16 protein-coding genes are annotated in these 20,557 nt (G+C 59.2%); 5 read left to right on the top strand and 11 right to left on the bottom strand.

Going from position 1 to position 20,557, the window contains the following annotated elements; genetic code table 11:
• Positions 1–32: 32 nt before the first annotated feature.
• Positions 33–2,255, bottom strand: a complete 2,223-nt coding sequence (locus ACQRCA_RS04550) for an FtsX-like permease family protein (RefSeq protein ID WP_427719017.1) — start codon at positions 2,253–2,255, stop codon at positions 33–35.
• Positions 2,245–3,030, bottom strand: coding sequence for an ABC transporter ATP-binding protein (locus ACQRCA_RS04545; RefSeq protein WP_427719015.1), 786 nt, complete (start codon positions 3,028–3,030; stop codon positions 2,245–2,247). Before ACQRCA_RS04545 ends, ACQRCA_RS04550 begins: the two co-directional genes overlap by 11 nt.
• Positions 3,031–3,292: 262 nt before the next feature.
• Here ACQRCA_RS04545 and vsr point away from each other — a divergent pair, with 262 nt between their 5' ends.
• Complete coding sequence (gene vsr / locus ACQRCA_RS04540; protein ID WP_229770601.1) at positions 3,293–4,282, top strand: DNA mismatch endonuclease Vsr; 990 nt, start codon at positions 3,293–3,295, stop codon at positions 4,280–4,282.
• Between the two features lie 700 nt (positions 4,283–4,982).
• Here the strand turns inward: vsr and ACQRCA_RS04535 are convergent.
• Positions 4,983–5,840 (bottom strand): class II fructose-bisphosphate aldolase, encoded by an 858-nt coding sequence (locus ACQRCA_RS04535; RefSeq protein ID WP_022095149.1) that lies wholly within the window; start codon positions 5,838–5,840, stop codon positions 4,983–4,985.
• A gap of 334 nt (positions 5,841–6,174) precedes the next feature.
• Here ACQRCA_RS04535 and ACQRCA_RS04530 point away from each other — a divergent pair, with 334 nt between their 5' ends.
• Positions 6,175–6,978: a DeoR/GlpR family DNA-binding transcription regulator gene (locus ACQRCA_RS04530; RefSeq protein ID WP_427719010.1), complete on the top strand. Its 804-nt coding sequence runs from the start codon at positions 6,175–6,177 to the stop codon at positions 6,976–6,978.
• Positions 6,979–7,051: 73 nt separating this feature from the next.
• Here the strand turns inward: ACQRCA_RS04530 and ACQRCA_RS04525 are convergent, their stop codons facing one another.
• Positions 7,052–8,212 (bottom strand): FprA family A-type flavoprotein, encoded by a 1,161-nt coding sequence (locus ACQRCA_RS04525; RefSeq protein ID WP_427719008.1) that lies wholly within the window; start codon positions 8,210–8,212, stop codon positions 7,052–7,054.
• Between the two features lie 129 nt (positions 8,213–8,341).
• The gene (locus ACQRCA_RS04520) at positions 8,342–9,328 is read right to left on the bottom strand and encodes a LacI family DNA-binding transcriptional regulator (RefSeq protein WP_154515200.1); all 987 of its coding nucleotides are present in this window, start codon (positions 9,326–9,328) and stop codon (positions 8,342–8,344) included.
• Between the two features lie 383 nt (positions 9,329–9,711).
• Here ACQRCA_RS04520 and ACQRCA_RS04515 point away from each other — a divergent pair, with 383 nt between their 5' ends.
• The gene (locus ACQRCA_RS04515; protein WP_427719005.1) at positions 9,712–10,917 is read left to right on the top strand and encodes a galactokinase; all 1,206 of its coding nucleotides are present in this window, start codon (positions 9,712–9,714) and stop codon (positions 10,915–10,917) included.
• A complete protein-coding gene (locus tag ACQRCA_RS04510; protein ID WP_427719002.1) occupies positions 10,908–12,536 on the top strand; it encodes a UDP-glucose--hexose-1-phosphate uridylyltransferase in 1,629 nt (542 codons plus the stop codon). Before ACQRCA_RS04515 ends, ACQRCA_RS04510 begins: the two co-directional genes overlap by 10 nt.
• A 269-nt stretch (positions 12,537–12,805) precedes the next feature.
• On the opposite strand, the gene ACQRCA_RS04505 is transcribed toward ACQRCA_RS04510, so the two are convergent.
• The 6 genes from ACQRCA_RS04505 to ACQRCA_RS04480 all read right to left on the bottom strand — a co-directional run bounded on the left by ACQRCA_RS04505 (position 12,806) and on the right by ACQRCA_RS04480 (position 18,389).
• The gene (locus ACQRCA_RS04505) at positions 12,806–13,741 is read right to left on the bottom strand and encodes a hexose kinase (protein ID WP_427718999.1); all 936 of its coding nucleotides are present in this window, start codon (positions 13,739–13,741) and stop codon (positions 12,806–12,808) included.
• A gap of 345 nt (positions 13,742–14,086) precedes the next feature.
• On the bottom strand, positions 14,087–14,611 hold the full coding sequence (gene lacB, locus ACQRCA_RS04500) for a galactose-6-phosphate isomerase subunit LacB (protein ID WP_427718996.1): 525 nt from the start codon (positions 14,609–14,611) through the stop codon (positions 14,087–14,089).
• A 63-nt stretch (positions 14,612–14,674) separates the two neighbouring features.
• Positions 14,675–15,103, bottom strand: a complete 429-nt coding sequence (gene lacA, locus ACQRCA_RS04495; protein WP_006234830.1) for a galactose-6-phosphate isomerase subunit LacA — start codon at positions 15,101–15,103, stop codon at positions 14,675–14,677.
• Positions 15,104–15,410: 307 nt separating this feature from the next.
• Positions 15,411–16,421 (bottom strand): hypothetical protein, encoded by a 1,011-nt coding sequence (locus ACQRCA_RS04490; RefSeq protein ID WP_427718993.1) that lies wholly within the window; start codon positions 16,419–16,421, stop codon positions 15,411–15,413.
• A gap of 410 nt (positions 16,422–16,831) precedes the next feature.
• On the bottom strand, positions 16,832–17,170 hold the full coding sequence (locus ACQRCA_RS04485) for a PTS lactose/cellobiose transporter subunit IIA (protein WP_055252615.1): 339 nt from the start codon (positions 17,168–17,170) through the stop codon (positions 16,832–16,834).
• 214 nt (positions 17,171–17,384) lie between these two features.
• A complete protein-coding gene (locus ACQRCA_RS04480; RefSeq protein ID WP_427718989.1) occupies positions 17,385–18,389 on the bottom strand; it encodes a LacI family DNA-binding transcriptional regulator in 1,005 nt (334 codons plus the stop codon).
• Between the two features lie 357 nt (positions 18,390–18,746).
• Between ACQRCA_RS04480 and ACQRCA_RS04475 the strand changes: the two genes are divergently transcribed.
• Positions 18,747–20,522, top strand: coding sequence for a PTS lactose transporter subunit IIBC (locus tag ACQRCA_RS04475; RefSeq protein ID WP_427718986.1), 1,776 nt, complete (start codon positions 18,747–18,749; stop codon positions 20,520–20,522).
• The last annotated feature ends 35 nt before the right edge of the window (positions 20,523–20,557 follow it).

The raw sequence follows: 20,557 nt of genomic DNA, 5'->3' as shown, positions 1-20,557 counted from the left end.
TGTCCCCTTTGTGGTGGTTCTGGACTAGAAGGTTACTCGCTGTAGCGGGTGGCTATGGCAGCTCGCACCATTCCGGTGCTCATGAGGTAGGTCACCAGGAAGTAGCCACCGTACGCTGCCAGGAAGATCGCGCAAGTGAGGCCCACGGTGCCGCCGATGCTCATATTTCCGAATATACTCACCAGCTCGATGATCACCTTAAGTGCCACAAAGGAGTGCGCCAGGCCCACTGCCAGCGGGAACAGGAAGAATACCGCTTGCTGCGCCATCACCGAATGGCGAATCTGGCGGTCGTCGCAGCCGATCTGTGCCAGCACACGATAGCTGCGGCTGCCGTCGGCAACGTTGGAGAGTTGCTGGATCGACAGAATCGCCGCGCACGCAACGACCAGTACAAAGCCAATGTAGATGGCTAGGTAGCTAATAAGACCGTTCATTTGCGCTGCTTGCGTGTACATCTCGGAGCGTGTGATGAAGATTCCCCACGATCCCGGCTCCTTGCCGTCAACGAGCAGATTGTCGAGCACAGTGTATTCAATGCTCTCGTCTGCCTCGGTCTTATCCATCCCCTGTTTGTAGTTAACGAGCAGGCTACTGGAATACGGCTGCAGATTAAGTTGGGACAACAGCTCGTCGGCAACGACGACGGTACCCGGATTACTGCCCATCGCCGAGTTGGCGATGGCCGCCGTGTCCTCGTCCGACTTATCGGTTGCGGGCTTGAGCGTATGCCCGCCCAAGGTAAGGGCATGGCCGCCGGCCATATACTTGGTGTACAGGTCGATCAGCTCACCGCCCATATCACACGTAAGCAAGTACTGGTCGCGGCCAATGCTCACCGGCTCCTCGCCCATCATCTGACGCAGCTTGTTGTACTGGCTCGCCGGCGTCACAAACAGACCTATCACATCGGGCTTGCTACCCCCGAACGCCTTGGGAAGCTTTTCGCCCATGGTCTTGCACATCTCACCCGCAGACACCGAAGGACTCGAACCGGCAAGCGGGTAACTTAGATACGAATCGATCTGCACATGCTCACTGGCGACATCGGCAATATTGACCTTCTTGCCGGTCTCGTCGTTGTTGTCCGCCGACTTGCCCTTACGATCGCCGTGCCATGGATCGCCGTGCCATGCGGAGTACAAATCGACCGTTGTATCGGCCAGCACCATGCGATCGGCTTCAGACGGATTGACGTACTCTTTGTAGTAGTCGAGCGTATCGGGCGTGTAATAGACATACGTCTGCGACATATCGGCCGGCGCATAGCGCTCCAGGTTCTCGTTCATCACGCTGGCAATCGACATGCCGCAAGTCACAGAAGTAATGGCAAGGAACAGAATCATCGCGATGACGCCCATCGAAAAGCACACCGTGTTGACCTTGGCCGCAAGCTGGCGCACGATAAACATGTTGAGGCCACGCCAATACACGCCGCGCAGGCTCTGCAGCAGCTTGATAAGCATGCCCGAGAGTCCCCAGAACAGGGCAAAGGTGCCCACGGTAACCATAGCGGTCGTAATGCCAAACTGGTTCATGGCCTCTTGCGGCTTGCTGTCCGTCGCGGTTAGCGGGAACCCATCACGTAGCAGACGGTAATAGGCCACGCCCACAAGCACCACGCCCACGGCAAAGATGGCAATCGCGATCCAGGGGTTGCGTGTCTTGATGCTCTCGTTGCGACGCTCGGCACCCATAAGCTCGATGAGTTTGGTACGACGCACGGCGCGAAGGTTCAGCAGTAGCGTGAGCACAAACATTACGAGCATGCAGGCAAGGGTCAGGTTGAACGCATGCACCGAGAAAAAGAAGTGGAAATTGGCGATCTGTGTCTTAAAGAGCGAGGCCGTAAAGAACGTCATGAGCTGGGAGAGTCCCACACCCAGCACAATGCCGGCGACAAAAGCCACAACCGATACTATCACGGTCTCGAACGCCATGATCGTGGCGACGCGCCCACGCCCCATGCCGAGTACCTGGTACAGGCCAAACTCCTTCTTGCGGCGTTTCATGATGAAGTTATTGGCATACACCATCAAAAAGGCCATGACACCGGCCAAAAAATACGTCAGGTAGCCGAGCATGCTGCCCATAACCTGCGCCAAGCCCTCTTCATCGATTCCGGCGATGTCGACCTGCATCGAGATGGTGTTAAAGGCATAGAAGACCGTGACGCCCAGGGTGAGCGTCAAAAGGTAGACGAGGTAGTCGCGGCCGGCGCGGCGGACGTTGCCCCAAGCGAGTTTACAGAGCATCGGAGCCCTCACCGCCCATCATGGCAACGACCTCCATAATGCGGTCGAAGAACTCGCGGCGGTCGGTGTCTCCGCGGCGCAGCTCGGTGAAGATCTTGCCGTCGCGAATAAACAGCACACGGCTCGTGTAGCTGGCGGCAAAGCTGTCGTGCGTGACCATGAGCACGGTGGCGCGCAGGCGGCGGTTAAGGGCCTCCAGGCTCTCGAGCAGCAGGCGAGCGCTCTTGGAATCGAGGGCGCCGGTGGGCTCGTCGGCCATAATCATGGTGGGGTCGGTGACGAGCGCGCGAGCCGCGGCAACGCGCTGCTGCTGACCGCCGGACATCTGGTAGGGATACTTGTCGAGCACCTGACTGATGGACAGGCGCGCTGCCACATCCTGCACGCGGGTCGAGATCTCTGCCGAGTTTGTGCGGGCGATGGTGAGCGGCAGGGCGATGTTCTCGCGTGCCGTGAGCGTATCGAGCAGGTTGGAGTCCTGAAAGATAAAGCCAAGCTCCTCGCGGCGGAACTGCGAAAGCTTAGCCTGCTTCATGCGCGTCACGTCCTGGCCGTTGATGCGGATCGTGCCACTTGTGGCACTATCGATGGTCGACACGCAGTTGAGCAACGTCGACTTACCCGAGCCCGAAGCGCCCATGATGCCAACGAATTCGCCGCGGTTGACGGTAAAGCTGACGTCGTTGAGCGCGCGGGTCACGTTGCCCAGCGCTCCGTATACCTTTTCGAGATGCACGACTTCCAGTACCGGGGTCGCCATGTGCGTGGTTTGCATACCGAGTCCTTTCTTGCGATTAGTCTACGGCATCTATAGTCGCAAGAAGCCGAGTCGGCTACCATCGATATCGCTTACGCTTGCCTTACCGTTGCGTAAGGTAGGGGTAGTCTTTTTGGGACGGGGCTTTTTTAGCTACCCTATGTCAAATGCGGCCTCATGCTTCGAAGGCTACGGATAGGGTAGCTAAAAAAGCCCCGTCCCAAAAAGACTACCCAAATGAGCTACCCTGCCACGTGTCGATGTTGAGAGAGGACTCCTGTTGAAGACTGTTCATGTTGCCGCTGGGATCATTCGCAAGGAAGGATCCGATGAGCTGCTTGCCGTGCAGCGCGGCTACGGCGACATGCAGGGACTTTGGGAGTTTCCCGGCGGCAAGCTCATGCGCGGCGAGACGCCCGAGGACGCCGTACGCCGCGAGCTCATGGAAGAGCTGCAGGTAAAAGTCACCAACCTGCGCGATTTTTACACCGTTGAATATGACTACCCCGATTTTCATCTCTCAATGGAGTGTTACTACTGCTCGCTGGCTAAAGAATCCGATGAGCCCCAGAAGCACGACCGCCAGCTCGATATCCGCTGGATTCCGCGCACCTCGCTTGCCACAGTGGAATGGATGCCCGCCGACAAAGGGCTTATCGATGCTCTGATTGAGTTGAAGGAAGATCGGCTTGAGGCCAACGGCGCCGCCGATGACGCCACGCCCAACACGGCCGACAAACCCGCCACCAAGCCCAAGCGCGCACCTAAGCGCCGCAGCAAAAAGCGTCCCAAGCCCGGCCTACTCGACGGCATCGATACCTCGGACCTCTCCGCTGACGAGCGCGAACTGGTGCGCCGTCGCGCCGCTATAAAAAAGTCCATGAAGGGCAACAAGCGCGCCAACACCAAACCCGAGCTGCTCGTTCGCCAGCGCCTGCGGGCAGCGGGCCTTACGGGATACCGTCTGGAATGGAAGGTACCCGGCAAGCCTGACATCGCCTTTCCCGGGCGCAAGATCGCCATTTTCGTCAACGGCTGCTTTTGGCATCGCTGCCCTAAGTGCAATCCGAGCCAGCCCAAGCGCAATGTTGAGTTTTGGGAGGCAAAGTTTCGCCGCAACGTCGAGCGCGACCGAGCCGCCATCGACGCGCTTACCCAAATGGGCTGGACGCCCATCACCGTCTGGGAATGTGAGCTCAAGAAAGACCGCATTGACGCCACCATGGAAAAGGTCATCGAACAGGTACGCGCCGCCGCACCGCAGCGCTAACAGCGATCATTCACACGCTCCGCACGTCCGCGCCACATCCGAGCCGCAAACCTTAGAAAGCCCTTAAGCTCAAAACCTTTCAAGAGTGTTATTCGATACCTTTGACCTGCGGTTTCATTGTTATATCAAACCTGATTAAGCCTTTCTTTAGTGCTTCTTTGCAGCAGCCGCGGCATAATACTGCCAACGCACGGGACCTAGCAGCACACCCCGTGCGCAACCTTTTGGTGGACATCGAGGAGGCCGCATAAGCATGCATTCTTCCAATGACGCAGCGCAGCAGCCATCCCTAAAACATGCAGACCTTTTCTCCTTCCCCCCGACACAGAGAAACGGCCTCCTCGACTCCCCCACCACAAAAGCCAAACGCTCAACCGATCAGAATCTCAACTTGCGAATATCCTTCGATAAGCTCCAAGCATCCCTAAACAAGTCATTCCCAAACCAAGCCCGGGCATACTAACCCCCACCAACAAAGAAGCCCTAACGCCCCACCAATTTCCGCCCCAACGCCACAAGGGCGATCGAGCAGGGCCGTCTGGAAACGGAAAAGGGCCTATCTCTCAGAACATTCCGCAGGACGGAGGAAGCCCCGCAGCGCGTAGCGCGCAGCGGGGCTTCCGACATATCCGAGGACGTTCTGAGAGATAGGCCCTTTTCCGTTTCCGGACGGCCCGGTGGGATCAGAGTACCCTTGCTGTTACTCTGCTTTGCCCACAGAGTTGAGGTTGGTCATGCGGATCTTAACCAGCTCGGTGATCTCACGCATGCCCTCCTTGGCCGGCTTCTTGGGATCGAAGCAGGCGGGGTTCTCGGCCATGTAGGCCATGAAGCCCTTGGTGTAGGCCTGACGCAGCTCGGTAGCGTAGTTAACCTTGCAGATGCCGTTCTTCACAGCCTCGGCAACCTGCTCATCGGGCACACCGGAAGTGCCGTGCAGAACCAGCGGCACGTCGACGGCGTCGCGGATGGCCTTGACCACGGACTGCTCGATGTGCGGATCGCTCGTGTACACGCCGTGGCTGGTGCCAACGCCAATGGCCAGCGAGGTGCAGCCAGTGCGCTCGACGAACTCCTTGGCCTCGGCAGGATCGGTGTAGGGGCTCTCGCCCTCAACCGCGGGACCGTCGTCCTCCTTGCCGCCAACCTTGCCGAGCTCGGCCTCGACGGGCACGCCCATGGCGCGGCCAGCGTCGGCGACGGACTTGGTCAGGGCAATGTTGTCCTCAAAGGACTCGTGCGAGCCGTCGATCATGACGGAGGTGTAGCCCGTGCGGAAAGCCTGCATGCAGCGGTCATAGCCATCGCCGTGATCGAGGTGCAGAGCGACGGGCACGGAAGCGCGCTCGGCAGCGGCCTTCACCATGCCGTAGAAGTAGTCCAGACCAGCGGTCTTGATGGTGCCCGGGGTGGTCTGCATGATGACGGGGGACTTGGTCTCCTCGGCAGCGGCCAGAACGGCCATAACAAACTCGAGGTTCTCGACGTTGAACGCGCCGACGGCGTAGTGGCCGGCCTGAGCGTCCTTGAGCATCTTTTCGGTGGTAACAAGTGCCATGAGCGTTTGCTCCTCTCCCTCGCCCGCATCTGGACATCGGGCGTAGTTGTTCACAAGGCGTTTTACCTTGCGTTTTACTGCGCTCATTGTATGAAATTCAGCGGCTTTGCACGTGCGAGATATTGAGTCCGTGCAGGCCAATACAGTCGTTTTTGAAAAGTAAACGGAAGGAATCGGAACCGAGTGGGCGTGTTCGATATTGAATTTTGAGCGTTTAGCGTCTTTCTTTTATAGAAAAGATAAGTAATCGAAAGGTGTTTTCTTACTCAAAAAGAAAATGAACGAAAATAGAGTCAACACAATTCCTGCAAATATAGCCGAGAATGGAGCAAACATGGCCCAAGCTACCAACCGTGCTTTTGCTGACGAGCGCCGTACCGCCATTATGGAAATACTCGAGCATAACGCCTCGGTGCAGGTAGCAGAAATCGCCCAGACCTTTGGCGTGTCCTCCGTCACCGCCCGCGCCGACCTGGACGCGCTCGCCGAAGCAGGCAAGCTGCGTCGCACACATGGTGGTGCCGTATCGCTCCACAAACGCCTGACCGTCTCCACGCAAGATCGCCGCATCAATGTCAACGTCGCCGCCAAGCAGGCCATCGCGCAAAGCGCCATCGAGCTCGTTAATGACGGCGACACGCTGCTCGTCGACTCGGGCACCACGGCGCTCGAATTCGTCCGGCTCCTCGATCAGCGCGACGGCATCACCGTTATCACGGCCGACATTACCATCGCCGATTATATTGACGAGAGCATGCCCTCGGTCGATGTCGTTATGCTGGGCGGGGCACTGCGCAAAGGTCATCGCTATCTGTACGGCCCACTTACCATGCAGGCGCTCCAAATGGTCCACGCCGACCTTGCCGTCATGTGTCCTGGCGCTTTTGTTCCCGGCTGCGGCTTTACGACCGACTTTCCGCAGATGGCCGAGACCAAAGCGGCTATGGTCGGTGCCGCCCGTCAAAGTGTCGCCCTCATGGACGCCAGTAAGGTCAACGGACGCGGCATGTACCGTTTTGCCGAGCTTGCCGACGTCAACATCATCGTGATGGACAGCGACCCCGACGCCGCCGTCGCCACCTCAATCGCCGAGGCCGCCGACAGCGCACGTCCAGCCCTCATCATCGCCGGCGCTTAAACAAAAACCACCACAAAGGGCCTGTGAACTGCGCCCCTTTGTGGTGGTTTTGCCCGTTAAAAGCGAAATATCGCTACTTGGAAAGCTCGTCGGCGAGGGCCTCGATCTGGGCGCGCGATGTGTCGTTGAGCGATCCCAGCACGGTCACCTTGTTCTGCGCCAGGGTGATGTCCTTCATGCCCTCGAGCTCCTTGGTCATAACCTTGGCAGCGGTGGGCGCCCAGGAACCGGCCTCGACGAGCGCCACGGTGCGGTTCTGGTAGGCATGCTCGGCGAGCGTGTGGATAAAGGTGCTCATGAACGGGAAGATCTCGCCCTGATAGGTGATAGAGGCGAGCACCAGGCGGTCATAGCGGAACGCATCCTCAACGGCCTCGGCCATGTCGTCGCGAGCCAGGTCAAAGACGGAAACCTTCTGGCCGCGAGCCTCGAGCGCTGCGGCGAGCTCCTCGACGGCAGCCTTCAGATGTCCATACACGCTCGCATAGGCAATCGTGATGCCCTCGTCCTCGGGCTGATAGCTCGACCAGGTGTTGTAGGTGTCGAGGTAATAGCCCAGATTCTCGGTAAGGACAGGACCGTGGAGCGGGCAGATGATCTGAATATCCAGATCGGCAGCCTTTTTGAGCACGGCCTGCACAAACTTGCCGAACTTACCGACGATGCCAAAGTAGTAGCGGCGAGCCTCGCAGGCCCAGCCCTCGGGATCCTCGATGTCGTTGGCGCCAAACTTGCCAAAGCCGTCGGCGCTAAAGAGCACCTTGTCGGTGGCCTCATAGGAGAAGAGTACCTCGGGCCAGTGAACGTTGGGGGCGCCGATAAAGGTCAGGCTGTGGCCGCCCAGGTCGAGCACATCGCCCTCTTTGACAACCATTTTGCGCTCGGGGAAGTCGGTGCCAAAGTAGTTGACCATCATGCGGAAAGCACCCATGCTGGCCACAATCTGCGCCTGGGGATAGCGCTCCATAAAGGTGGCGATACCGGCGGAGTGATCAGGCTCCATATGATGGATGACCAGGTAGTCGGGCGTACGGCCATCGAGCGCGGCCTCGAGGTTGCCGAGCCACTCGTCGACAAAACCACCGTCGACCGAATCGGCGACAGCGATCTTTTCGCCCAAGATAACGTAGCTGTTGTATGCCATACCGTTCTCGGACACATCGTACTGGCCCTCGAACAGGTCAATGTCGTGGTCGTCGACGCCAATGTAGCGGATATCCTTGGTGATCTCCATCAGGCAAAGCCTCCTAGATAGACAAAATAACCTGTCTATCATAGCACTTGGCAGCATTCCAACTGTTATCTGCCGGCATCCTTACCGATTGTTATTAAAATACGATAAATCGCCGTTTACCTGCGTAAACTATGAGCGTGGCATCGCCGTGCTATGTCGAATAATGAGCTGGCCGGGAATACGGATAGCAACGGTTTTGCCCGCCGTACCCGCCTCGGGAACCGCGTGCTCAAACACCTCGCGTCCACGCTGGTGTAAATCGAATCGAACGGTCGTGAGCTCGTTATGCGCGACAAAGTCGTCGAGCGAATCGTCGACGCCCACCACGCTTACGTCCTCGGGCACGCGCAGGCCGCTATCACGCAGCGCGGCAATCGCGCCATTTGCCATCTGATCGTTTGCCGCATAAATCGCCGTCATGGTGCGATCGTGCTCGGCCAGGTACCTGCCGGCCTCGTAGCCGCTGTTGGCAGACCAGTCGCCCTCGAGCGGCGCCTGCGGCTTAATGTGCTTATGCTCGAGCGCATCCTGCCAGCCGGCGCGACGAAATTGCTCGTCGACCGAGAACGACGGGCCGCCAATATAGCGAATTTGCTCGTGCCCCAGCTCAAACAGATGATCCATAAGCAAGAGCGAGCAGCCGTAATGGTCGGAATCGACCGTGGTCACCCGCGGGTGCGCGTACATGGTAACAATAACCGTGCCAATGCCCGGCAGCGGATCAAACGTCTCAAAATCGGGCGCCATGCGGCTCATGCCGATGATGATGCCGTCCACCGGCAGCGCAGCCATACGACGCGTGGCCTCGGCAAGCGAAAACTCCTCGGTCTTGGACATCTCGACCAGCGTGATGGCGCAATTATGCTCGCGAGCAGCGCTGGCGATGCCGTCGATCATTGAGAGGTTGCCAAACTTGGTGATATCGTTGACGCACAGACCGACCGAATGGTAACGGCCGTCGCGCAGCGAGCGGCCGGCATAACTCGGACGAAAACCGAGCTCTTGCATAGCGGCCTGCACGCGCTGGCGCGTCTGCTCGTTAACGTTGGGCAAGCCGTTGGCGACGCGCGAAACCGTCTGCTGCGAAACACCGGCAGCGCGGGCGACGTCGGCCATGGAGACCGGACGCGTACCTGTATCGTTGGACGAGTGCCTTGCCACAGAATCACCTTCACCCTTGCGAGATCTGAATAGCGTGCATGCCGGCCCGGGCAGAAATACACCCCGCGCCGAGGCCCGCTATCGTCGAACGCATGTTAACGTACTCTACTTTTTCTATCTGTATCTCTTCTGCTTTATAAGTCCATACGGCGGTACCGTTCACGGCTGTAATTCTACCGACTACCGGATTCTCAAAAAGTGGCAAGCGTTGTGTTATGAGTACGTTAACATAGCCCGTAACGTGCGGAATCGTGAACACTTGGTTCATGCCGCTTCAAGTTGTTAACGTACTCATAACGACGCAAAACTCACCCGTGCGCGCCAAGGAAAGGACTCCCATGACCACCCCCGACGAAAAGACACTCACCATGCTCACCAGGCTGTTTGAGGAGGAGTTTGGACCCATCGGCGACCGCCAGGTGCTCTACGTGCACGCACCCGGCCGTTCCGAGATCAGCGGCAATCACACCGATCACGAGGGCGGCCATGTTATCGCCGGCTCGCTCGATGTCGCCGTTGACGGTATCGCCGTGGCAACCGACTCCAACAAGATCCGCGTCGCCGACGAGGGCTATCCTACGTTCACGATCATGCTCGACACGCTGGATATTCAAGAGTCCGAGAAGGGCACGTCTGCGAGCCTCGTCCGCGGTATGGCCCACGAAATCGCTGCTCTGGGCGTTGAGCCCCAGGGCTTCGACTTCGCCTTCACCTGCTCCGTTCCCTCGGGCGGCGGTCTTTCGAGCTCCGCTGCTGTCGAGGCGGCGTACGGCCGCGCCATGGAGACGCTCTGGGGCGCGCCCACTATTGAGCCCGTCGCGCTCGCCCAGATGAGCCAGCGCACCGAGAACAACTATTACGGCAAGCCCTGCGGTCTTATGGACCAGGCCGCCGTTTGCTTGGGCGGCCTCGCCTACATGGACTTTGAGGACCAGGCTCAGCCAAAAACCCAGAAGCTCGAACTCAACTTTGAGGATCACGGCTATGCGCTCGTGCTCGTTAAGGTTGGCGCCGACCATGTGGCAGCTACCGACGACTACGCCGCCGTTCCGCGCGAGATGCAGGACATCGCCGCCGAGCTTGGCAAGACACGCCTGTGCGAGGTAAACGTGGCGGATTTTGACGCCAAGCTCCCCGAGCTACGCGCCAAGCTGGGCGACCGCGCCTGTCTGCGCGCCGTTCACTACTGGTACGAGAACGGCCTGGTCGATAAGCGCTGGGCAGCCCTTAGCGCCGGCGACATCGACCAGTTCCTGGTCCTGACGCGCGAGTCCGGTGCCAGCTCCGCCATGTACCTGCAGAATGTCGTCGCCAAACTGGGCTCCGAGCAACCTTCCATGTATGCCTTGGCGCTGGCCGAGCATGTGCTCGACGGCCGCGGCGCCGTCCGCATCCACGGTGGCGGCTTTGGTGGCACTATCCAGGCCTTCGTGCCGCTCGATCTGGTCGACACCTTCATCACCAAGATGAACGGCTGGCTGGGCGAGGGCTCTGCCCGCCACTACGCAATTTCTGACAAGGGGGCTTACGCGGCATGGCTGTAATGACTGATGTGCGCGAGGCCGCGCAGGGCCTGATTGAGTATGCCATCCATCGATCCATGATCGGACAGGATGACCGCATCTGGGCATACAACACCATTCTGGAGTGCATCGGCGCCACGGGTCCTGCGCTCGACATGGCTTGGGCGATGCAGAACGAGAAGCTCTCGCTCTTGCACCCCGATACGCTCTCCGATTTTGACCTGGAGGGCACGCTTGCCGCGCTTTCCGAGGACGCCGTTGCCAACGGCGCTGCCGAGGACACGGCGTCGGGCCGCGACCGCATCGCCATGCGCATCATGGGCGCGCTCATGCCGAGGCCTTCGATTGTAAACGAGGAGTTCAACGGACGCATGGGCGTCAACGAGCCCCGCGCCGCGACCGACTGGTTCTATGGTCTGTGCTGTGACGCCGGTTACGTGCGCCGCGCCGCTATCGCGCGCAATATCAAATGGAGTACCCCCACCAACTGGGGCGACCTGGAAATCACCATCAACCTGTCGAAGCCCGAGAAGGACCCGCGCGACATTGCCGCGGCCGGCGCCGCAAAGAACACGGGCGAGAAGTATCCCGCCTGTCAACTGTGCATCGAGAACGAGGGCTACCCTGGACGCTCCGCCGCAGCCGACGGCGGCGCCCACCCCGCTCGCCAGAACCTGCGCGTTATCCCCATCCAGCTCAACGGCGAGCGCTGGGGCTTCCAGTACAGCCCGTACGCGTACTTTAACGAGCACTGCATTGCTATGAGCTCCGAGCATCGCCCGATGCACGTCGACCGTAAGGGACTGACCTGCCTGCTCGATTTTGTGGACCTGTTCCCGCACTACTTTATTGGCTCCAACGCCGACCTGCCCATCGTGGGCGGCTCGATTCTGTCGCACGACCACTTCCAGGGCGGCGCGCACGAGTTCCCCATGATGCATGCCACCGAAGTCTCGAAGTTTAACGTGTCCGGCTTTGACCAGGTCAGCGGCACCGTGTTGCAGTGGCCGCTTTCGGTGCTGAGACTGCGCTCGCACGACCGCGCCCAGCTGCTCGACGCCGCCGAGAAGATTATCCTCGCCTGGCGCGAGTGGACAGATGAGTCTGTGGGCGTCATCGCGCACACAGCCGACGGCGTGGCGCATAACACTGTGACGCCCGTCATACGCCGCGTCGACTCTCGCGGCAATGCCGGCGGCGAGATCTACGAGGCCTACCTGGCGCTTCGCTGCAACATCACAACCGACGAGCATCCGCTGGGCGTATTTCACCCGCATGCCGAGTACCACCATATTAAGAAGGAGAACATCGGCCTGATCGAGGTCATGGGCCTGGCCATTTTGCCGCCGCGCTTGGTTCCCGAGCTCGGCGCTGTCCGCGAGCACTTGCTGGCAGCCAAGGCCGATGTCAGTTACGACCTTGCCGGCGCGCTCGAGGGCGACGACCTTTGCCGCAGCCACGCCGCATGGGCCGAGGACGTCTTTGCCCGTCGCGCCGACGAGCTTACGGCGGATAGCGCCATCGACATCCTGCACGAGGAGGTCGGCATGGTGTTTGGCCACGTGCTCGACAACGCCGGCGTCTTTAAGTGGGACGAAGCCGGTCGCGCCGCCCAGCAGCGCTTCATTGACTCGCTGTAATGATCCCTTGGGGACGGAGGAAAACGGATCATTTCGTCTTCAAGACAACGGCGCCCGCCGGCAACATCGCCGGTGGGCGCCGTTTTTGGTGCAAGGGCAGCTAATTTGGGACGGGGCTATTTTGACTACTTTGCATCTAGAAGTAGTCAAAATAGCCCCGTCCCAAATTAGCTGCCTCTCATGAGAGTGGAAAATCTCCCACTCTAAGCCCGCTTGCGAGCCCAAAATGGGAGATTATCCACTCTCGTTTTGTTCGGTACGCCGTAACTCTAAAGTTCGGTTACCTCTACGCTGTTGTAGACCTCGTCCCAGCGGTCCATGACCAGGTGGCCGGTCTTGGGATCCATGGCGTTGAGCTTGCCGCAGGTATTGGCGGTCTTGAGCACCGTGACGTCGTCGGCACCAGCAGCAATGGCATGCGCAAAACCGGCGATGGTCGAGTCACCGGAACCCGTCGCGTTCACAGCCGCAATCGCGGGCGTCTTGGCGCGGAACGCGCGGCCCTCATGGAAGCCCACCGAGCCGGCAGCGCCCATCGAGACAACGACCCAGGGAATACCGGCAAAGCGGCCATCGGCGGCAAGCGCCTCGCGCAGGGCATCGACATCATCGGTCGTAAAGGACGTACCCAGCAGGCCGTTAATCTCGGTCAGGTTGGGCTTTACGAGCTCAGGCTTAGCGTCGGACTCCAGCGCGGCCCCCAGCGATGCACCCGAGGTGTCGAGCAGCACCTTGGCGCCCGCCTCTTCGGCGATCTTGACGAGCTCGGCATAGTAGCCGGCATCGACGCCGCGCGGCAGCGAGCCCGAAAGCGTCACAACGTCCGCCTTCGCTGCAAGCTCGGCGAACTTGGCCGTAAAGGCCTCGAGCTCGGCCGGGGCGATCTGCGGGCCGCTCTCCAAAAGCTCGGTCTGATTGCCCTCGTGCAGAATATTCAGGCAAATGCGCGTCTCGCCGGCAATGGGCACAAAGTCGTTCTTGACGCCGTCGGCATCCATGAGCTCGGCCATATAGGCACCCATGTGACCGCCAAGCAGGCCGGTTGCAAGTACGTCGTCGCCCAGCTGCAGCAGCACGCGGCTCACGTTGAGGCCCTTGCCGCCAGCGGTCTTTTCGGGCGTCACCCGGTTAACATCGTCGATGACCAGCTTATCGAGCTGATAGCGCGTATCAATCGACGGGTTCATGGTAACAGTCAGAATCATATTGAACTCCTGTTTAGAAAACCGGCCCGCGCCCCATCACAGAAACGCGAGCCGTCAATTAAAAAGCTGCAGAATGCCGGGTCCGTCAATAACGAAGCACACAAGTCAAGCCAAGCAAACGTGTTATCGGAGCAGCTCGCCGAGCCAGAACGCTTCGCAACAACAGCGGTAACCCTGCAGGTACCCCCAACGTCAGCGAGCGGCGCTCAGGTGCCCCAGGTCGCCGCGAAAGAGGAGCGACGCGTACTTCATGTACGCGAGCGACGGTTTGAGCGACGAGATGGGGTGCCTGAGCGCCGCGCAGCGTCGACCCGTTACGCGGTTTGGTAAAACCGCGTAACCCCACTAGTCGTGATACTCGCCGCGGTCCCACTTCTCCAGGAACTCATCAAAGAAGTGCGGGTCAGTCTGAGCCTCGGCGTTGGCCTTATTGCAGGCATCGATCTTGGCGATCAGGGCATCGTGCTCGGGGGTCTTCTCGTAAGGCTCCTCCAGGAAGGCAAGCATGATATCGGCCATCAGGAACTCACCGGTGATCTTGCCACCAAAGCCCACGATGTTGGCGTTGAGCTCGCGACGGGCATACAGGGCAGAGGTCATGTCGCGAACCAGGGCGCAGCGGGCGCCGGGAACCTTGTTGACGGCGTTGGTGATGCCGATGCCGGTGCCGCACAGGGCCACGCCAAAGTCGGCCTTGCCGCTGGCAACAGCCTCGCCCACGGCCTTGCCGTAGATGGGATAGTGCGTACGGGTGTGGCTGTAGGTGCCGCAGTCGAGCACCTTGTAGCCAGCCTGCTCCAGGCGGTCGGCCAGATAGATCTTCTCGTCCGTAACGATATGGTCGCAACCGATTGCGATGGTCTTCTTCATCAGAACGTCCTTTCGTCTGAATTCACAAGTTGAGGTAGAAGTTCGAGTTCTCGGTGGCTCTCGTTAGGCCATCTTGTTGAGCATGTCGACACGGATCTGGTGACGGCCGCCGGCGTACTGTGCACGCAGGAACTCGCGGGCGATCTTCTTGGCGACCTCGGTGCCCACAACGCCCGGGCCCATGGTGACCATGCGCGAGCCGTTGTGCTCGCGGGTCATGTAGGCGGAACGCTCGTCGGAAATGTTAGCGACGACCATGCCCTTGATCTTGACGGCGGCCATATAGGAGCCGACACCGTACTTATCGAATGCGAAGCCCTGGGAATCCTTGTGCTCCAGCAGGTCCTTGGCAACGGCGGTAGCGGAATCGACAAAGTCCGCGGCAGGGGTCTCGGAATAGTCGACGACCTCGTGACCATCGGCGATGAGCATCTCCTTGATGGACTCCTTCATCGACATGCCGTCGGCATCGGAAGCGATTACAACCCTCATGACATCCTCCTTGAGAGATACGCAGGTGCGTAGTTTCTGTTTGGAAGTGTTGAATCTCGTTCAGGTCCGGGCATCTGAATGTTCGATTCTTCACTGTTCATGTTTATTTGAACACATTCGAACAGTAACTGCAACAACTTTTTGTTTATCTTTGTTCTTTTTTGAACAAATACCGTTCACGGATGATTGCTGACCGTTTGGACCGGGCGCGGGCGTAGCGACCATGTGTTCAACAAAAAGGGCGGCCGAGAACGTGTCTCGGCCGCCCTTCGGCGGTATGCCCCGGTATATACGGCAGCTTTAGCTACTAGGACTGCCCGCCCTTCTTGGCATGCTTGGACGGAGTGCCCAGAAAGCGGCCCGTCAAATAATTCGTCGGCCCGGAAATATCAATCCCCAGCAGTGTGTGCCCCAGCCACAAAAACGCCGCGAGCACCAGCAATGGAATAACGCACGAGGTCACTATCATCACAATGACGCCTTCGATCAGATCGGTCACCTGCTGCACAATCTCATCGGTCATCTGCTTGGCGCCGCTGGTCACCGTCGTGACGAGACCCGAGGCGCCGTCGGCAAGCTGTTCAAGCACGTTCTTGGACTCTGCGGACTCAGTCTTTTTCTTGTTTGCTTTGGAGCTATCGCTATCTGCCGCACTCGCAGCGTCAGTCGCCTTTTGCTCGGCCGCCTCGATGCTCACTCGATACGTTTCATCAACCTTCTGCGACACCCATACGCTCGCGGGCACCAACACCATGCTAATGATGGCGACCACCAGCACACGCGTTGCCACGCGACGAATGACCGTGCTCGTGCTCCAGCGTCCGTGAATGCCAAGCGACGCTGCAAAGAGCACCAGCGCAAACGGGATCAGGATGCCCAGGCCAACCGACCACAAAATCGTGAGTAAATATTTCTCTAGGTATAGCACGGCAAGCACGATACCAAGATTACCCGAAAGCTGTGCGAGCTGCTCGGCAACCGGCGTTCCCGTATCGCCCGGCAGCGCAGTGATACCCGCAGATAGGGCGACGCACGAGGTCGTGAGCGCCAATACATTGCCCTTCTTTTGATCGATGACCTCGATGGTAGAGTCCCAAGTCTTGGTATCGGCAAAATGCGGACGAGCCACAAACCCCGACAGCAGCGCCAGTGCCACGAGCGCAACGATGAGGCCAATCTGCAGTTTTTTGTTTGCGCACACGACATCGGATAGGCTGGGCTGCAGCTCGGTCACCGTTGTTTGCTCGGTTATCTGGACAGGACGCCCATGAGCCATCTCGCCCGCGTCTCTCTTTTGAATCGATCCGTTGTCCGGCATTTGGATACCTCCTCATTCCGGCCTGTATTGCGGATGGAAGTATACCCACCCAGCGAAAAACCGAACGGCAAGAGGCGCAACAGACTGCTGCATGACCTGCCCGCCATGAAATGGGCCCATCTACTACGTTTAACTGCCCATCCCCGACCATGCCCCGTGGCGTAAAACAAAACCACAGGTAGAACGCCTGCAGTTTTTCATGAAACGCAGGTGTGTTCGGGGGCACCGGGTTAAACGTAGTAGATGCGCCAGTTTCGTGGCGACGCTGCCAACCGATCCCCTGGGGACGGAGAAGAACGGATCATTTTGGGCCGTCAGCCCCTATTTCACCGCAACTTGGAGGAGGACAGAAAAAGCCCTGCTGCGGGTAGCGGCAGGACTTTTGGAAGGGGCTTGGTTGTGAGGGCTCGTTAGGCGAGCTTGGCCTCGAGCTCGGCGATGCGCTTGTAGGCATCGATGGTAAAGCGGGCCTGCTTCTCCAAGATCATAGTGGTCATGAGGGTGTCCTGAGCGTGAGCCATGATGAAGGTCATCTCCATCTCGCCGCCGCCGGCCTCCTGCGAAAGCAGCTTGGTCTGCGTGTCGTGGGCGCCGATAAGTGCATCGCTGGCATCCTTGTGCAGCTGTTCGGCCTTCTCAAAGTCACCCTCGCGAGCAGCATCGAGCGCTGCAAGCAGATCGGTCTGGGCGTCACCTGCGTATGCGACAATCTCGAATCCAACCATCGAGATTTCTTCTTTGGTTGCCATATTGCGTTCCTTTCACATATGAACCAACGGAGAGCATCGCGTCCGGGCATCCGCGCTGCGCTGTGTATGACAGAAACATTAACATTCAAACAATAAAGAACAATACAAAACGTAATTTCGAGCTATGAACGGTCACTTTTAACCCGCGAACGGTTTCCAAACCATTTCGAACAATATCAAACATGATTATCGGAAACCCAAACAGGACCGCGCCCTAACGCAAATCGTGCACCGTATCGCCCTCTACGAGCACACCGGGGATCAGCATGTGCTCCACGCCAGACGCAACTCCCTCGGCGCCGGCGATCTTGTCGACTGCCCACATGCCGACACGCTTGTTGTCAAAGCGCACGGTGGTCAGGCGACGATCGGGCACGATGTCGCCCAGACTATCATCAACCCCCACCACGCTCACGTCCTCGGGCACACGCCTTCCGCGCGACTCGAGTCCGCGAATGCAGCCGTAAGCCATGGCGTCATTGGAGGCATAGATGGCGGTACAGGTCGGATCGTCCGCCAGAGCCTGGCCTGCGGCATATCCACTCCGCGCCGTCCAGTCGCCACGGATGAGTCGCGGCAGCTCAATACCATGCGCGCGCAATGTCTCGCGCCAGCCCTCCTCGCGCTGCATGCCCGAAAGCGAGCGTTCGGGACACGAGATAAAGTGCACGGTCTTGTGCCCCTGCCCCAGCAAGTACTCGACAACCTGGCGCGAACAATCGAACTGATCGTTATCGACCGTCGAGCACAGCGGGTGCTCCAGCATGGTAACGAGCACCGTCTGCATACCAGGCAGCGGCTCAAAGGTGCCAAAGTCCGCCGGCATGCGATTCATGATCACAACCATGCCATCCACCGGCAGTGCGCTCATGCGCGACGATGCGCTCTCGAGGGTATACGGATGTCCATCTACTTTAGTGAGGGTAATGGCGTAGCCGTGCTTATCGGCGGCGGCGGCAAAGCCCTCCATACGGTCGAGGTTGCCGGTACCGGTAATGTTGAACATGGCGACGCCGACGGTCTTAAACTTGCCGCGGCGCAGCGATCGACCGGCAAAATTGGGGCGATACCCCAGCTCGCGCATGGCGGCACGCACGCGCTCCTTGGTCTCGGGGCGCACGCTGGGCGAATCGTGGACGGTGCGCGAGACCGTCTGTTCTGAGACGCCCGCGAGGAGCGCCACATCCTTAACGGAAACCGATTTTTTAACAGCGGCCATAGGTCGATCTTTCTATGTCAACGATGCCATTGGTGGCACCCTACGCAGTCAAATGAAACATCTTCAAGTATATCTAACGCCTCCCCCACCATACGCTCACCACCCAAAACCTACCGTTCACCGACATTTTTGCTTCCCCGAACGGCTTTTATCGCCCAAATGTTAACGTTGCCATTGTGCAAACACAGAGCCACCGGGCGGCTCAAACGTTTACGCACAAGAAATCGACGGTCCGCAGGCACAGGGGCCATCGGTTCGCGTCTTATTTTGTGTCACAAAATGGCAACGTCAACATTTTGGCAACCAAACGTCAAAAGCTACCATCGTTGCTAACCCACCGACTCTTAGGAGCTTTGCATGGAGCAACTCATCGCCACCATCGAAAAGGGCCAGCCCTTTTTCAACGCGATCGCCCGCAACAAGTACCTCAAGGCGATCCGCGACGGTTTTATCTCCGTCATCCCCATCATCATCTTCTCGTCCATCTTTTGCCTGGTAGCCTCGGTCCCCAACATCTGGGGTTTCTACTGGCCCGATGACATCAACAACGCCCTGTGGAAGTGCTACAACTACTCCATGGGCATCCTGGCCATCGCCTGCGCCGCTACCACGGCCAAGCATTTCGCCGACGCCCAGAACCGCGATCTGCCCAAGAATAACCAGATCAACTTTATCTCGTGCATGTGCGCGGCCATCATCGGCTTCTTGCTCCTTTCGAGCGACACCATCGCCACGGATGCCGCCAGTGGCTTCAACACCACCTACCTTGGTTCCAAGGGCCTACTGACCGCCTTCATCGCTGCGTTTGTGACCGGCATCATCTACAAGTTCTTTATCAAGCGCAACATCACCGTCAAGATGCCCGAGCAGGTTCCGCCCAACATCTCGCAGACCTTTAAGGACATCATCCCCTTCTCCGTCTGCATCACCGTCTTTTGGGTCTTTGACATCGTCTTCCGCGCTGCCTTTGGCTTCTGCTTTGCCCAGGGCGTCATCCAGGTGTTCCAGCCCCTGTTCACCGCTGCCGACGGCTACATCGGCCTTGCTGTGATTTACGGCGCCATGAGCCTGTTCTGGTTCGTGGGCGTCCACGGCCCCTCGATCGTCGAGCCCGCCATCGCCGCCGCCCTCGTTTCCAACATGACCGACAACCTGGCTGCGTTCCAGGCCGGCCAGCACGCTTCCGCTGTCCTGACCCAGGGTGCCCAGTACTTCGTCGTCTGCATGGGCGGCACCGGCGCCACGCTCGTCCTGGTCTTTATGTTCTGCTTCCTGGCCAAGTCCCAGGAGATGCGCGCTGTCGGTAAGGCCGCCATCGTCCCCGTGTGCTTTGCCGTCAACGAGCCGCTGCTGTTCGCCGCGCCTATCGTGCTCAACCCCGTCTTCTTTGTCCCGTTTGTCTTTGCCCCGATCGCCAACATCTGGATCCTCAAGATCTTTATCGACTTCTTGGGCATGAACGGCTTTATGTACACCCTGCCTTGGACCGTCCCCGGCCCCATCGGCACCATCATGGGCCTGGGCTTCCAGCCGCTCGCCTTTGTGATGCTCGCCCTTATCCTGGTCGTCGACTTCGTTCTGTACTATCCGTTCTTCCGTGCCTATGACGCCCAGAAGTGCGCCGAGGAGGCCGAGATTTCCCAGGAGGAGCTCGCCGCCAAGAACGCCGAGAAGGCCGCCAAGCTCAACGATGCCTTCCAGGGCAAGGCCGACGCCAAGAGCGTTGCCGCCGGCGCTGCTGCCGAGGCCGTGGAAGCCGGCGCTCCCGCCGCTTCCGCAGCACCCGCTGCCGAGGCAACGGCCACCAGCGACCTCAACGGCAAACGCGTGCTCGTGCTCTGCCAGGGTGGCGGTACCTCGGGCCTGCTCGCCAACGCGCTGGCCAAGGCCGCCAAGGAGCGCGGCATCAATCTTGAAACCGCTGCCGAGGCCTATGGCAACCACGTGGACATGCTCCCCGACTTCGATCTGGTCGTCCTGGCCCCGCAAGCCGCAAGCTACCTGGCCGACCTGCAGAAGGACTGCGAGCGCGTGGGCAACAAGTGCGTCGCCTGCCGCGGTAAGCAGTACATTGAGCTTTCCCAGAACGGCGATAAGTCTCTCGCCTTCGTAAGCGAGCAACTCTCGAAGTAAGTAACGCACAGGGCCAGCCGATCATCCAAGACCGG

It is taken from the genome of Collinsella sp. SGI.095 (assembly GCF_050314535.1).
Taxonomy (GTDB): domain Bacteria; phylum Actinomycetota; class Coriobacteriia; order Coriobacteriales; family Coriobacteriaceae; genus Collinsella.
The sequence above is the reverse complement of the archived record's forward strand: the minus strand, read 5'-3'. Positions and strand labels throughout refer to the sequence as shown.

Excerpts from the sequence above, each read along its gene's own strand:
- ACQRCA_RS04550 (WP_427719017.1), bottom strand. The coding sequence starts at position 2,255 with ATGCTCTGTAAACTCGCTTGGGGCAACGTCCGCCGCGCCGGCCGCGAC.
- ACQRCA_RS04545 (WP_427719015.1), bottom strand. The coding sequence starts at position 3,030 with ATGCAAACCACGCACATGGCGACCCCGGTACTGGAAGTCGTGCATCTC.
- ACQRCA_RS04535 (WP_022095149.1), bottom strand. The coding sequence starts at position 5,840 with ATGGCACTTGTTACCACCGAAAAGATGCTCAAGGACGCTCAGGCCGGC.
- ACQRCA_RS04530 (WP_427719010.1), top strand. The coding sequence starts at position 6,175 with ATGGCCCAAGCTACCAACCGTGCTTTTGCTGACGAGCGCCGTACCGCC.
- ACQRCA_RS04525 (WP_427719008.1), bottom strand. The coding sequence starts at position 8,212 with ATGGAGATCACCAAGGATATCCGCTACATTGGCGTCGACGACCACGAC.
- ACQRCA_RS04520 (WP_154515200.1), bottom strand. The coding sequence starts at position 9,328 with ATGGCCGACGTCGCCCGCGCTGCCGGTGTTTCGCAGCAGACGGTTTCG.
- ACQRCA_RS04515 (WP_427719005.1), top strand. The coding sequence starts at position 9,712 with ATGACCACCCCCGACGAAAAGACACTCACCATGCTCACCAGGCTGTTT.
- ACQRCA_RS04510 (WP_427719002.1), top strand. The coding sequence starts at position 10,908 with ATGGCTGTAATGACTGATGTGCGCGAGGCCGCGCAGGGCCTGATTGAG.
- ACQRCA_RS04505 (WP_427718999.1), bottom strand. The coding sequence starts at position 13,741 with ATGATTCTGACTGTTACCATGAACCCGTCGATTGATACGCGCTATCAG.
- lacB (WP_427718996.1), bottom strand. The coding sequence starts at position 14,611 with ATGAAGAAGACCATCGCAATCGGTTGCGACCATATCGTTACGGACGAG.
- lacA (WP_006234830.1), bottom strand. The coding sequence starts at position 15,103 with ATGAGGGTTGTAATCGCTTCCGATGCCGACGGCATGTCGATGAAGGAG.
- ACQRCA_RS04490 (WP_427718993.1), bottom strand. The coding sequence starts at position 16,421 with ATGCCGGACAACGGATCGATTCAAAAGAGAGACGCGGGCGAGATGGCT.
- ACQRCA_RS04485 (WP_055252615.1), bottom strand. The coding sequence starts at position 17,170 with ATGGCAACCAAAGAAGAAATCTCGATGGTTGGATTCGAGATTGTCGCA.
- ACQRCA_RS04480 (WP_427718989.1), bottom strand. The coding sequence starts at position 18,389 with ATGGCCGCTGTTAAAAAATCGGTTTCCGTTAAGGATGTGGCGCTCCTC.
- ACQRCA_RS04475 (WP_427718986.1), top strand. The coding sequence starts at position 18,747 with ATGGAGCAACTCATCGCCACCATCGAAAAGGGCCAGCCCTTTTTCAAC.